Origin of the sequence: Streptomyces sp. NBC_00386 (assembly GCF_036063235.1) — a bacterium.
Classification (GTDB): Bacteria; Actinomycetota; Actinomycetes; order Streptomycetales; family Streptomycetaceae; genus Streptomyces.
On sequence record NZ_CP107950.1, the window covers coordinates 5,169,017 to 5,181,871 of the forward strand.

11 protein-coding genes are annotated in these 12,855 nt (G+C 71.3%); 7 read left to right on the plus strand and 4 right to left on the minus strand.

The genetic code is table 11. The features are described from left to right. The first annotated feature begins 62 nt into the window (after nucleotides 1-62). The 3 genes from OG780_RS22830 (at nucleotide 63) to OG780_RS22840 (ending at nucleotide 4,000) form a co-directional block, all read left to right on the plus strand. A complete protein-coding gene (locus OG780_RS22830) occupies nucleotides 63-1,013 on the plus strand; it encodes an ATP/GTP-binding protein (protein ID WP_328450968.1) in 951 nt (316 codons plus the stop codon). Between the two features lie 100 nt (nucleotides 1,014-1,113). Beyond that, entirely contained in the window at nucleotides 1,114-1,743 is a 630-nt protein-coding gene (locus OG780_RS22835) for a TetR family transcriptional regulator (RefSeq protein ID WP_328450970.1), read from the plus strand. Between the two features lie 115 nt (nucleotides 1,744-1,858). Beyond that, the gene (locus tag OG780_RS22840; protein ID WP_328450972.1) at nucleotides 1,859-4,000 is read left to right on the plus strand and encodes a HelD family protein; all 2,142 of its coding nucleotides are present in this window, start codon (nucleotides 1,859-1,861) and stop codon (nucleotides 3,998-4,000) included. A 99-nt stretch (nucleotides 4,001-4,099) separates the two neighbouring features. Here the strand turns inward: OG780_RS22840 and OG780_RS22845 are convergent, their stop codons facing one another. Next, on the minus strand, nucleotides 4,100-5,389 hold the full coding sequence (locus tag OG780_RS22845) for a hypothetical protein (protein ID WP_328450974.1): 1,290 nt from the start codon (nucleotides 5,387-5,389) through the stop codon (nucleotides 4,100-4,102). Nucleotides 5,390-5,587: 198 nt separating this feature from the next. Here OG780_RS22845 and OG780_RS22850 point away from each other — a divergent pair, with 198 nt between their 5' ends. The 3 genes from OG780_RS22850 to OG780_RS22860 all read left to right on the plus strand — a co-directional run bounded on the left by OG780_RS22850 (nucleotide 5,588) and on the right by OG780_RS22860 (nucleotide 7,214). Further along, nucleotides 5,588-6,118 (plus strand): helix-turn-helix domain-containing protein, encoded by a 531-nt coding sequence (locus OG780_RS22850; RefSeq protein WP_328450976.1) that lies wholly within the window; start codon nucleotides 5,588-5,590, stop codon nucleotides 6,116-6,118. Between the two features lie 55 nt (nucleotides 6,119-6,173). Further along, complete coding sequence (locus tag OG780_RS22855; RefSeq protein ID WP_328450978.1) at nucleotides 6,174-6,761, plus strand: hypothetical protein; 588 nt, start codon at nucleotides 6,174-6,176, stop codon at nucleotides 6,759-6,761. Nucleotides 6,762-6,875: 114 nt separating this feature from the next. Beyond that, complete coding sequence (locus tag OG780_RS22860; RefSeq protein WP_326786999.1) at nucleotides 6,876-7,214, plus strand: DUF2516 family protein; 339 nt, start codon at nucleotides 6,876-6,878, stop codon at nucleotides 7,212-7,214. A gap of 83 nt (nucleotides 7,215-7,297) precedes the next feature. Here the strand turns inward: OG780_RS22860 and OG780_RS22865 are convergent, their stop codons facing one another. The 3 genes from OG780_RS22865 to OG780_RS22875 form a co-directional block, all read right to left on the minus strand. Continuing rightward, complete coding sequence (locus tag OG780_RS22865) at nucleotides 7,298-8,626, minus strand: PP2C family protein-serine/threonine phosphatase (protein WP_328450981.1); 1,329 nt, start codon at nucleotides 8,624-8,626, stop codon at nucleotides 7,298-7,300. Between the two features lie 314 nt (nucleotides 8,627-8,940). After that, a complete protein-coding gene (locus OG780_RS22870; RefSeq protein WP_328450983.1) occupies nucleotides 8,941-10,032 on the minus strand; it encodes a C40 family peptidase in 1,092 nt (363 codons plus the stop codon). Between the two features lie 312 nt (nucleotides 10,033-10,344). Next, entirely contained in the window at nucleotides 10,345-11,163 is an 819-nt protein-coding gene (locus OG780_RS22875; protein ID WP_328450985.1) for a class I SAM-dependent methyltransferase, read from the minus strand. A gap of 255 nt (nucleotides 11,164-11,418) precedes the next feature. Here OG780_RS22875 and mshA point away from each other — a divergent pair, with 255 nt between their 5' ends. Beyond that, entirely contained in the window at nucleotides 11,419-12,756 is a 1,338-nt protein-coding gene (gene mshA / locus OG780_RS22880; RefSeq protein WP_328450987.1) for a D-inositol-3-phosphate glycosyltransferase, read from the plus strand. The last annotated feature ends 99 nt before the right edge of the window (nucleotides 12,757-12,855 follow it).

Genomic DNA, 12,855 nt, shown 5'->3' on the forward strand with positions numbered 1-12,855 from the left:
TCGGAGGAAGCTCGTCGTCATTCGGCGGCAGGGTGGCCGCGGGCTGGGCGCGCGCTGAGGGGATGGTGACCAAGGTACTGCTCCTTGCCATCTTCCTCATCGGACTGATCGCCCAGTTCGTGAAGCCGGTGGGTGACGCGCTCGAAGGGAAGGCGTATCTGGGAGGAGCGCTCCTCAGTCTCGTGGGGTATGTGCTCTATGCCGAGGTGCAGCGGCTGAACGCGGCGCATGAGACTCAGCGTGATGGGACTGGGGCCTTGCGTGTTGCGGCCCAACGCCTCGAAGAGGAGGTGCGCCGCCTGGGCGACGAGGTCCAGCAGCTCAAGGAGGAGCGACTTCTGGAGGCGCGGGACCTCGTCACCGCCGACGACCTCGGGGCTGAGTTCGTGAAGGCCCTCCAGACGGGGGAGGACGTTCACTTCTCCGCCATGGGATTCACAGGGGAGACCTTGGCCAGACCTCTTGGGCGGATATTGGAGGGAATCCATAGAAATCCTGAGCGCACGATACATGTGCGAGTTCTTGTTCCCGACTTCACGAAACCGATGGAGGTTCCGGGGTGGGTCGGGATGGACGGCAAGATCAGAGATGCTCCGATGTTCAGACAGAGTCTGCTGGAGAAGATAAAGGGTCACGAGACCGATCTGAAGCGACAGGCCGGACGCATGGCGGGAAAGGGGCAAGGTCGCCTGAACGTCGAGTTTCGAGTCATGCAGAATTCGCCTTCGCTCAAGCTCTGCCTCATCAACAGCGACCAGGTTTTCGAAGGTTTTTATGACAAGACCGAGTGCCGCCACGGTGAGTACGACTCGGCGGTTGCGGCAGGCGAGGGAGGGGAGCTTTCCGGCGGGCATATTCTGGACCTGCTGGGCTACGACTCGTTGTTGAAGTGCTGGAGTTTGGACGGCGATCGGCGCTCGCGTGAGATGATTGCCCGTCGTCAGGAGTTCTTCAATACTTTCTGGGATGCCGCGCATGAGTTCTCGGGGGTCTCCGCGGGTTCGGCTTCGTAGTTGAACGGGCGGCGATGTCGGCCCGTGGGCCGCGCGGAACCCTGGCCGGACGGCATCTCGGGCCGGAGCCGGACCCCCGGCCATGCGTAGGCTCGTGACCATGAGTGACACCGGACTGCGCGAACGCAAGAGGCGGCGGATGTACCAGTCCGTCTCCGACACCGCCATCGGCCTCTTCCTGGAGAAGGGGTTCGACGCCGTGTCCGTCGCCGAGGTCGCGGCCGCCTCCGAGATCTCCAAGCCGACGCTCTTCCGGTACTTCCCGTCCAAGGAGGACCTGGTCCTGCACCGGTTCGCGGACCACGAGACCGAGGCCGCGCGGGTCGTCGAGGAGGGCCGGGCGGCCGGCCGGTCCGCGGTCGACGCCCTCCGCGAGCACTTCCTGGACGGTCTGCGCAGGGAGGACCCCGTCACCGGGCTCAACGAGCATCCCGGCGTTCTCGCCTTCCACCGGCTGCTCTACGGGACGCCGTCGCTGGTGGCGCGGATGTACGGGTACCTGGAGCGGTCCGAGGCCGCGCTCGCCGAAGCCCTCGCGGAGCCGCTGGGCACCGGGCTCGACGCACGGCTCGCCGCCGGACAGATCACGGCCGTGCGCCGCATCCTCGCCGAGGAGAACCTGCGGCGGATCGCGGAGGGGGAGCGGTTGGCTGCCGTACGGCCGGACGCGGTGGCGGCGGCCGAGCAGGCCTTCGCGCGGCTCGCGGCCGGGTTCCCCGGGCTCGCCTGACCCCGGGATCCCCGGGTTCGCCCGGCGGAAACGGCCAGGGGGTCCGCAGAGGCATCCAGGGTGTAACCGGGTAAAGAATGTTACTTGGTTAAGTCATTCCGGTACCCTGGATGGAATGACGCCACCCGACCCCGCCCGGCGGCCTGCCCCGGACCTGCCGCTCGCCCGCTCCCTGTCCCGCGAACGCGCCTTTCACGACACCTGTCGCGCCGCCCTCGCCGCGATGGTCGACGGCGCCGAGGAGCAGGTCGTCACCGGCGAGGACGTTTCCGCGTCCGGGGCCGACGCCGAAGTGCTCGGGTATCAGCTGCGCAGCCAGGCCAAGGAGATGCGGGAGCTGCCCCAGGGCCCCCTGTTCTTCGGCCGGCTGGACTTCCAGGACTCGGTTCCGGCGGCCGGCGACCACGCCGGGCAGAGCTATCACATCGGGCGGCTGCGGATCAGGGAACACCCCGCCGCCCCGCCCCTCGTCGTCGACTGGCGGGCCCCCGTCTCGCGCGCCTTCTACCAGGCGGGCGCCCGCGACCCCCAGGGCGTCGCCGTCCGCCGGCGCTTCGGCTGGGCGCCCGGCAGCCGCGGCGACTCCGCCGACCTCACGGGTCTTGAGGACGAACCCATCGGGGTGGAGCGGCCCTCGCCGGGACCGGTCCCGCCGGAACTGGCCGGGGTCGGAGCCGGAGCAGGGGAGAGCGCGACCGCGGTGAGCGGGACCGGTCGAGGAAGTTCGATCCTCGCCGAGGAGATCGAGCGCCCCCGTGTCGGCCCCATGCGGGACATCGCCGCCACCATCCAGCCCGAACAGGACGATCTCGTACGGGCTGATCTGTCGGCCTCGGTCTGTGTGCAGGGCGCCCCGGGCACCGGCAAGACGGCCGTCGGCCTGCACCGGGCCGCCTACCTCCTCTACACCCATCCGCAGCGCGTCCGCCGTGGCGGCCTGCTGATCCTCGGTCCCAACCGCACCTTCCTGTCGTACATCGCGGAGGTCCTTCCCGCGCTCGGGGAGACCGGCGTGCGCCAGTCGACGATCGGCGAGGAGATCGCCGGCCGTCCGGTGACCGGAGAGGACGGCGAACGTGCCGCGGCCGTCAAGCACGACGCCCGGATGGCGCGGGTGCTGCGCCGGGCGTTGTACGGGAACATCGGCGTCCCGGCCGAGGGCCTCGCCGTGCCGGACGGCACGTACCGCTGGCGTGTCCCCGTCTCCGTACTGCGCCGCATCGTGGACGGCGTACGAGCCGAGGAACCGCCGTACGCCGTCGGGCGGGAGCGGGTGCGGACACGGGTCGTGCGGTATGTGCGGGAACGGGCCGAGTTGCGGGCCGGGCCGCAGACGAACGCCTGGGCGCAGCGGATCTCCAGGGCCCGGCCGGTCGGCGCGTACGTCGACGCGGTGTGGCCCCGGGTGCGCCCAGAGGAGCTGCTCACCCGGCTCCTCACCGACGCCGAGGCGCTGGAGCGGGTGGCCGAGGGGATCCTCGACGCCGAGGAGCGGAAGGCGGTCCTGTGGGTGCGGCCGCCGCGGTCGTGGAAGTCGGCGCGGTGGTCGGCCGCCGATCTGGTCCTGCTCGACGAGATCGCCGGGCTGATCGAACACCCCGAGGGATACGGCCACTTGGTGATCGACGAGGCGCAGGACCTGTCACCGATGGAATGCCGGGCCATCGCGCGGCGGGCCTCCTTCGGGTCGCTGACCGTGCTCGGGGACCTCGCGCAGGGCACGACTCCCTGGGCGGCGCGGGAGTGGGGCGAGCTCCTGGCCCATCTGGGCAAACCGGAGGCGGCTGTCGTCCCTCTGACGGTCGGGTTCCGGGTGCCCGGGGTCATCGTCGAACTCGCCAACCGGGTGCTGGAACGCCTGGATGTGGGTGTCCCACCGGCCCGGTCCCTGCGCGGGGACGGCGCGTTGAGGATCCGGCCGACCGCCGACCCGGCGGCCGAGACCGTCGCGGCCGTACGGGAGGCGCTCGCGCACGAGGGGTCCATCGGGGTCATCACCGCGGACGCCGACGTCACCGAGGTACGGGAGGCGCTCGGCGCCGCGGGGATCCGCGCCGCCGGAGCCGATGAACCGGGCGCCCGGATCGCGGTGCTGCCCGCGAGTCTGGCCAAGGGGCTGGAGTACGACCACGTCGTGGCCGTGGAACCGGCGGCGATGGCGGAGGCCGAGGCGCGGGGCCTGCACCGGCTCTACGTGGTGCTGACCCGGGCGGTGTCACGCCTGGACGTGATCCACGCGCGCCCGCTGCCCTGGTGACCGGTGCCGTGGTGTCCACGGTTCGAGCGGGACAGCCGACGGCCGGTGTCCCGCTCGAACGGTTCCGGGCGCGACACCCTCAGGCGCGCGCCGAACGGATTACCGCCGGGCCGCGCGGCGACGTACGAGCAGGACCGCGCCCGCACCGGCGGCGACGGCCGCGGCCGCGGCACCCGCGAGGGGCAGCGCCGGGCCGGAACCGGTGGCGGCGAGGCCACCGCCGGTGGTGGCGCTCCCCGAAGATCCGGTGGCCGAGGAGCCGCCGGTGGTATTCGTTCCGCCGCCGGTGGTCCCGGATCCGCCGGTGGAGCCAGACCCGCCCGTGGAGCCGCCCCCACCTGTGGAGCCGCTCCCGCCGGTGGAGCCAGACCCGCCGGTGGAGCCGCTTCCGCCCGTCGAACCACCGCCCTCGACGTCGAGCAGGATGTCGGCCTTGTCATTCGCCTTGTTCACGTCGTACGGGCGGGCTTCGGAAGTGAGGGCCACCGAGCCCTTGGCTCCCGCCACCGCCTTGTTGATCTTCAGTTTGAAGGAGTAGGTGTTCACCTGGCCCTCCTCCACCCAGCCCTGCGCGACGTGGCAGGAGTAGGTTCCGGCTGCCGGGGTCTCGCAATAATTCAGTCCCTTGACCACGGTCGTGCCCGCGGGCACCTTGATCAGGGTCCGGGTCGTCACCGGCGGGCCCGGCTCCTCCAGCACCCACGCGGGGCCGGCGTTGGTGAACTTCACCTTGACGTCGACCGTGTCCCCGACCCGGCCCTTCAGCTCCGCTCCCGACACCTGGAAGTCGGCCGTGTTCACCGTGTTCACCCGCACCCGGGCCCTGGCGGAGCCCTCCGAGCCACCGCCGGGCAGAACGGAGCCGGGCCGCGCCACCAGCTTCGCCGCGGTAGCGGTTCCGCGTACGGGCTCGTGGGCGTATTCATCGCCGCCGTCGTATTCGTAGTCCCGGACGACGACGTCGAGTTGGTCGTACAGCGCCCTGTCGAGAGCTTTGAAGGGCAGCTTGTCGGGGGCGTAGACGACACCGGGCTCGACGGTCTGGTCGAACTCGCAGGTCAGGAGGGTTCTGGCCGGCAACTCGTCGTACACGCCGATGTTCCACCGCACGCAGTTCGAGGGCACGTCGGCGAAGTCCAACCCCTTGGTGACGTAGTACCACAGATAGATCTTGTCCAGCGCCTTGGTGCCCGTGGTGCCGAAGCTGACCGGCGCCTCGAAGGTGGTTCCCGGCTTCACTCCGTTGATCGGTGCGGTGTTCAGCACCAGCCCGGTCCCGGGGCCGTCGGCCATCGCGGAGGGAGCGCTGCCCAGCGTGATCAGCGCGCCGGCGCCGATGACGCCGACGGCCGTGCGGAGTGTGCGGAGGCTGGGCCCGGAGCGGAGCATACGGTTACCTCTGGGTTGAAGTGGCGTAGATGCACGGTGAATTGCGGGTCGTGAGTCCCGGACACCAGACACGCGCAGAGGTCGAACGGTTGTACCGGCGCCGTCATGATCGGCCGAGGGGCCACGTCCTTCGTGGCGTGACACACTTTTGCAAGCAGGTGCTTGCAAAAGTTAGCGACGATGGGGCAAGGTGGACGCATGGCATCGCTCAACGTCGGCAATCTCGGTGAGTACCTGCGGGAACAGCGGCGCAGCGCGCAGCTGTCGCTGCGGCAGCTCGCCGACGCCGCCGGGGTGTCCAATCCGTATCTGAGTCAGATCGAGCGCGGGCTGCGCAAGCCGAGCGCGGAGGTGCTCCAGCAGGTCGCCAAGGCCCTGCGGATCTCCGCCGAGACGCTGTACGTGCGGGCCGGCATCCTCGACGCCGAGCGGGACCGCGACGAGGTGGAGACGCGTGCCGTCATCCTCGCCGATCCCACGCTGAACGAGCGGCAGAAGCAGGTGCTGCTCCAGATCTACGAGTCCTTCCGCAAGGAGAACGGATTCGAGATCGCACCGGCGGACGAGACCGGTCACGGCACCGAGGTGCCCGGTACCGGTGCGGGCCGCGGCACCGACGCACCCGAGACTCAGGACATACCGGACGCCCAGCCTCCACAGGACACCGCCGTCCGCGGCCCCCGCACGGCCGACGGCAGCGATGCCGGTCCGCAGCAGACCGCGAGTTGACCGCATGCGGATCACACAACCCTCAGCTGAAAGCGATTACGGGAGGACCATCGTCATGGCCATCACCGACGACATCCGCAAGGCCGCCACGGACCCGACCCCCCTCTACTTCCTCGCCGGCACCGCCGACCTGGCCGTTCAGCAGGCGAAGAAGGTCCCCGGCATCGTGGAGCAGATCCGCGCCGAGGCCCCGGGCCGCATCGACACCGTGAAGAACATCGACCCCAACGCCGTCCAGGAGAAGGCCACCGCCCGCGCCAAGGAGGCGCAGGAGACCCTTCAGGCCAAGGTGACGGAGTTCCTCGGCACCCTCGACACCGACCTGAAGAAGCTCGGCGAGTCCGCCCAGGACTTCGCCCTGCGCGGTGTCGGTGTCGCCGCCGAGTACGCCGTCAAGGCGCGGGAGACGTACGAGAAGGTCGCCGAGCACGGCGAGCAGACCGTGCGGACCTGGCGCGGCGAGGCCGCCGAGGAGATCGAGGACTTCGCCATCGCCGTCGAGCCGAACGCCGAGCCGGTCGAGGTCAAGGAAGAGGTGAAGCCGGCGGCCGCCGCCGAGGACGCCCCCTCCAAGAAGAGCCCGGCGAAGAAGGCCCCGGTGCGCAAGCCGGTCGCCAAGAAGACGGCTCCGCCCGCGAAGTAGGCGAGCGGGGCGACACCACTTCGCCTGACGCGACGGGCCGGGCACTCTCCGAGTGCCCGGCCCGTTGTCCGGGTACGGTGGCCGTAGAGACGACTCGAACAGGCGGTGGGCATTGTGCTGATGACGGCATTCGGCGGTCTGATGTGGCTGATCTTCACAGCCATACTCGTACTCGCCGTGGTGGCGCTGGTGATGGCCGCGATCGCCCGCGAGGACGCCTACCGTGCCGCCGACAAGCAGAACAAGATGTTCTGGCTGATCATCCTCGGTGTCACCGTGGCGGTGAACCTGGTGGTGCCCTACCTCTTCCTGCAGCTCGCGGGCCTGGTTGCCACGATCGTCTTCTTCGTCGACGTCCGCCCCGCGCTGCGGCAGGTGTCGGGCGGCGGCCGGGGCCGCCGTGGCGGCAGCAGCAGCGACGGCCCGTACGGGCCGTACAACGGCGGCAGGTAGACCCCGCCCGGCGGGGCGCCGGGCATGGCCGGACCCCGGCCACGGAACACCTCGTGGCCACCCCGGCCACGAGACCCCCGTGGCTAAGGAGTCCGGTCCAGCAGCAGTACCGCCACGTCGTCCGCCAGCTCTCCGCCGTTGAGTTCGCGCGCCTCGTTCACCGCCGCGCGCAGCAGGTCCTCGCCCTGGAGTCCCTGGGCGAGCTGGCGGCGGACCATGTCCACCATGCCGTCCAGGCCCAGGCGTTCCTTGCCCACGCCGGTGTGGCCCTCGATCAGGCCGTCGGTGTAGAGCATCAGGCTCCACGCGGCACCCAGCTCCACCTGCATGCGCGGCCAGCGGGCGTTCGGCAGCAGACCGAGCGCGGGGCCGTTGTTGTCGTACGGCAGCAGCTGGGCGGGCCGGCCCGGACGGGCGATCAGGGGTGACGGGTGACCGGCCAGGCAGAGCCCGGCGCGGCGGCCGTCCGGCGCGATGTCCACGGTGCACAGCGTCGCGAAGATCTCGTCGTTCTCGCGCTCGTGCTCCAGGACCTGCTGGAGCGTGGACAGGAGTTCGTCGCCGCACAGGCCCGCGAACGTCAGGGCACGCCAGGCGATGCGCAACTCCACACCGAGCGCCGCCTCGTCGGGTCCGTGCCCGCAGACGTCGCCGATCATCGCGTGCACCGTGCCGTCGGCCGTGCGCACGGTGTCGTAGAAGTCGCCGCCGAGCAGCGCGCGGGAGCGGCCCGGGCGGTAGCGCGCGGCGAAGCGCAGCGGGGAGCCCTCCAGTAGCGGGGTCGGCAGCAGGCCGCGCTCCAGACGGGCGTTCTCCTGGGCGCGGAGCTTGGACTCGGTGAGCCGTCGTTCGGCCTTGTCGGAACGTTTCCGCTCCACCGCGTACCGGATCGCGCGGCTCAGCAGCCGGCTGTCCAGCTCGTCGCGGAACAGGTAGTCCTGGGCGCCGACGCGCACCGCCTCCGTGCCGCGCTCCGCGTCGCCGGACGCGGTGAGCGCGAGGACGGCGTGGCCGGGCGCGAGCCGCAGGACGTGCTTGAGCGTCGCCAGCTCGTCGGAGCTCTCCGCCGCCCGGCCCGGTGCGGGCAGCGCGAGGTCGAGCAGGATGCAGTGGACGTCGTCGGTGAGCAGCCGCTCGGCCTCGGTGAGGTTGCGGGCGGTGCGGACCCGGACCGGCCTGCCGGCCGCGTCGAGCATTTCGGGCACACCGAGCGAACCCGCCGGGTCGTCTTCGATGACCAGGAGAGTCAGATGGGTGGTGCCGGTGATCGGGGTCGTGGTGCGAGCTTCCGGTGCTGTCCCGGCGGGGCCGCCGGTGGTGTCGCCGGATGGGCCGCCGGGTGAGAACACGGCTTGAGCCTGACCACTCTCCACGGCCGGGATCGCTCTCTGCCGCGGTACGGGTACGGGCATCGTCTGGGTTCCTTCCCTCCCCCCGAGGGCGTGGTGGGGCGAAGGACCTCGACCCACCGACGGGGACCATAGCGCCCGCCGGTGCCGCAACGGAATGGCGTACGGCGCGGTGCCGGGCAAAGGGCCACCGTCATATGCCGCATCCCGTAACGCATTTGGACAGGACGCGGCTCCCCGGGGGATGACGAAGGTCACGTCCCCGGGTCCGAGCGGCCGGGGCAACCGTGCGGTAGGTCACGTGCGGTGCGTCACGTGTGTGCCGTCACGCCTGACGGCACACCCCGTTCACGGCGCTCCGTGCCTGATGGGGCGTCCTACGCGTCCGGCCGTACGACGCCCAGGATCTGCATCGAACCCGCGCCCGTGATCGTCACCGTGCGCCCGGGGCGCGGGGCGTGCACGAGCGCGCCGTCCCCTATGTACATCCCGACATGGCTGGCGTCGTCGAAGTAGATGATCAGGTCGCCGGGGCGCATGTCCTTGATGTCGACGTGCTTGAGCTGCTTCCACTGCTCCTGCGAGGTGCGGGGGATGGGGTGACCGGCGGCCGCCCAGGCCTGGGAGGTGAGTCCCGAGCAGTCGAACGTCTTCGGGCCCTCGGCGCCCCACTCGTAAGGCTTGCCGATCTGGTCGGTCGCGTACTTCACGGCCTTCCTGCCCTGTTCGGAGGCGTCGCTCTTGATGTCCGAGAGGACGCCGGAGCTCAGCCAGACGGACTGCGCCTGGTAGGCGGCCTCCTCTTCCAGCTTCGCGAGCCGCTCCTTCTCCTTCTTCTCCAGCCGGGACTCCAGCTTCTCGGCGTCGGAGATCCGCTGCTTGATCTTCTTCTTGGCCTCGGCCCGGGTCTCGCGGTCGGCTTCCAGCTTCCGCCACTGCGTGGAGGCGTCCTTCGCGTACTGCCGCAAGTCCTCCTGGGTGCGGGCCATCTCGCCCATCAGCCCCTTGGTGGCGTGCTCGCCCTGCCGCACCCGCCCCGCGCCGTCCAGGAACTCCTGCGGGTCGTCGCTCAGCCACAGCCGCGCCTCGGGCGGCAGCCCGCCGCCCCGGTACTGGGCGCGGGCCGCGGCACCCGCGCGGTCCTTCAAGGCGTCCAGCTTCGCCTGGCCCTTGACGATCTGCTGGGCCAGCCCGACGATCTCGGCGGACTGCTTCTGGACCTTCTCCTCGGCCGCGTTGTAGGCGTCCGTGGCGACCGCGGCTTCGTGGTAGAGCTTGTCGAGCTTCTTGCGGACCGCTTCAAGGTCCTTGGTGCTCACGGGTGTCGGGGTCGCCGTGGGAGTCCTAGTCGGCGTCGGCTTCGGTTCCGGGCTCGCGTAGGCCGTCCCCGCCGACGCCAGCACCACGCAGGCGCATGCGCAGGCCAGGGCCATGGCCGCCGTGGTCAGGCTCCGCTTGCCGGATCCCATTTCTCCGCCCCTCACCTGATTTACCGTCAGTAACATACGGATGTCTGAGGGATCGTGCCATGTCGGCGCGCAATGCGACAGAGCCGGGCAAGAACTCCCTCCCCCTCGCGCACGCGGCAGGGCAAGAACTCCCTCCCCCTCGTGCACGCGGCAGACAGGAACTCCCTTCCCTGCAGCTCGCGTCGGCATGACGATCTCATCCCCCCGCCTGTGTGACGAGCGACTCACCGAGATCGTTCCCGTCGGTTCGTGCACCGGTCGCGCACCGGTCGCCTCCCGGTCGCCGCGGCGGCTCGCCGGCCCCGCGCTCCGTCAGGCGCGGGGCGCCAACGCCTCCCAGCGCACCGTCACTTCGCCCTGGCGCCAGCGGGCGATCCCGTCCACGACCGGCCAGTCGGCCCTCAGGTCGCGGACCGCGCGTATCCAGCGCTGCCTCGCGCCGTACGCCGCGTACGGCGCGGCGGCGGCCCAGGCGCGGTCGAAGTCGCGCAGGAAGGAATGCACGGGCTCGCCCGGCACATTGCGGTGGATGAGGGCCTTCGGCAGCCGCTCGGCCAGGTCGGACGGGCGGTCCAGGGAGCCGAGTCGGGTGGCGAAGGTGACCGTGCGCGGGCCTTCCGGGCCGAGGGCGACCCAGACGTGCCGACGGCCGATCTCGTCGCAGGTGCCCTCGACGAGCAGTCCGCCCCGGGAGCCGGGGCCCGCGGGTGCGAGCCGTGCGCGGAGCCGCCGCCAGACCTCGGCGACCTGCTCCTCGTCGTACTGGCGCAGCACGTTCGCCGCCCGGATCAGCTGCGGCCGGCCCGGCACCGGGACCTCGAAGCCGCCGTGCCGGAAGGCGAGGCCCTCGCGTTCGTACGGGCGGGCGGCGGCGACCCGCGCGGGCTCGATCTCGATGCCGAACACGTGGGTGCGGGGTGCGGCGGTGCGCAGCCGGGTCAGCAGCTCGACCGCGGTCCAGGGCGCGGCGCCGTAGCCGAGGTCCACCGCCACCGCCACCGGTTCCGGCGCCCGGCGGAGCTCGGCGCCGTGCACCGCCGCGATCCAGCGGTCCATGCGGCGCAGGCGGTTGGGGTTCGTCGTCCCGCGCGTCACCGTGCCCACGGGCCGGGACGCTGCGCGGGTTGTCATGCGTACGAGAGTAGGCGGCCCCGGCGTGGACCGGGTGACCCTGTGGACAACCGGCGGTCGCCCCGCCCCGCCTGTGGAAAACCCCGGCGGATCCGGACGGACAGGGAGGCAGACGCATCCCGCGATCGAACGGTTGAGCGATACGGGGTAATGATTCGGCAAAGGGGAAATGGAGTGGACACCTCCGACGTTCTCCCTCCTGGAGGGCGTGACACGTCCTCCGACCGGCATGCCCGCAGCAAGGAGGACCGCCACGTGAGCCAGTACGTCAGCAGGCTCGGGCGTCGCTCCCCGGCGGGGGCCTCGCGGCTCAGACTGCACCGCAGGCCCCGTCGCGTCGCCATGCTCTCCGTGCACACCTCGCCCCTGCACCAGCCCGGCACGGGCGACGCGGGCGGCATGAACGTGTACATCGTCGAACTCGCCCAGCGGCTCGCCGCGATCAACATCGAGGTCGAGATCTTCACACGGGCCACGACCGGGGCACTCCCGCCGGTCGTCGAGCTGGCACCGGGCGTCCTCGTCCGGCACGTCGACGCGGGCCCCTACGAGGGTCTCGCCAAGGAAGACCTCCCTGCCCAGCTGTGCGCGTTCACCCACGGCGTCATGCAGGCCTGGGCCGGTCACCGCCCCGGCTACTACGACCTCGTGCACTCGCACTACTGGCTCTCCGGCCACGTCGGCTGGCTGGCCGCCGAACGCTGGGGCGCGCCCCTGGTGCACGCGATGCACACCATGGCCAAGGTCAAGAACGCGGCGCTGGCCGAGGGCGACACCCCCGAGCCCGCCGCCCGTGTCATCGGCGAGACCCAGATCGTGCGCGCCGCCGACCGCCTCATCGCGAACACCGCGGAGGAGGCCGACGAGCTCGTACGCCACTACGGGGCGGACTCCGGCAGCGTCGCCGTCGTCCATCCCGGGGTCAACCTCGACCGCTTCCGGCCCGCCGACGGCCGGGCCGCCGCCCGCGCGCGGCTCGGCCTCCCGCAGGACGCCCTGATCCCCCTGTTCGCGGGCCGCATACAGCCCCTCAAGGCCCCCGACGTACTGCTGCGCGCGGTCGCCGTCCTGCTCGACGAGCGGCCCGAGCTGCGCGGCCGGATCGTCGTCCCCGTAGTGGGCGGTCCGAGCGGCAGCGGACTCGCCAAGCCCGAGGGGCTCCAGAAGCTCGCCGCGCGGCTGGGTATCGCCGACGTCGTACGGTTCCGGCCGCCCGTCGGCCAGGATCAGCTCGCGGACTGGTTCCGGGCCGCTTCGGTGCTGGTCATGCCCTCGTACAGCGAGTCCTTCGGACTGGTCGCCATCGAGGCGCAGGCGGCCGGCACGCCGGTGCTCGCGGCCGAGGTGGGCGGCCTGCCGGTGGCCGTACGCCACCAGGAGACCGGCTTCCTCGTGCAGGGGCACCGTCCCGCCGACTACGCGCGCGTGCTGGGCGAATTCGCCGACGACGAGACCCTCGTGGCCCGTATGGGGGCCGCCGCGGCACGCCACGCGGAGCGCTTCGGCTGGGACACCGCGGCGGCGGCGACGGCGGACGTGTACACGGCGGCGACACAGGACCACCGACGCCGCCTGCGCGCGCACCACGCCTGACACCGGCGGCGGAGGCACCACGCCGGACGTCGGCTACGGACGCGCCCCGCCCGCCAGCTGTCTGCGGAGGCACCACGCCCGACAACCGTCCGCGGACGC

Coding starts and splice junctions, on each gene's coding strand:
- OG780_RS22865 (WP_328450981.1), bottom strand. CDS start 8,626: ATGCCCGTACCCGTACCGCGGCAGAGAGCGATCCCGGCCGTGGAGAGT.
- OG780_RS22850 (WP_328450976.1), top strand. CDS start 5,588: ATGGCATCGCTCAACGTCGGCAATCTCGGTGAGTACCTGCGGGAACAG.
- OG780_RS22835 (WP_328450970.1), top strand. CDS start 1,114: ATGAGTGACACCGGACTGCGCGAACGCAAGAGGCGGCGGATGTACCAG.
- OG780_RS22840 (WP_328450972.1), top strand. CDS start 1,859: ATGACGCCACCCGACCCCGCCCGGCGGCCTGCCCCGGACCTGCCGCTC.
- OG780_RS22875 (WP_328450985.1), bottom strand. CDS start 11,163: ATGACAACCCGCGCAGCGTCCCGGCCCGTGGGCACGGTGACGCGCGGG.
- OG780_RS22845 (WP_328450974.1), bottom strand. CDS start 5,389: ATGCTCCGCTCCGGGCCCAGCCTCCGCACACTCCGCACGGCCGTCGGC.
- OG780_RS22870 (WP_328450983.1), bottom strand. CDS start 10,032: ATGGGATCCGGCAAGCGGAGCCTGACCACGGCGGCCATGGCCCTGGCC.
- OG780_RS22830 (WP_328450968.1), top strand. CDS start 63: ATGGTGACCAAGGTACTGCTCCTTGCCATCTTCCTCATCGGACTGATC.
- OG780_RS22855 (WP_328450978.1), top strand. CDS start 6,174: ATGGCCATCACCGACGACATCCGCAAGGCCGCCACGGACCCGACCCCC.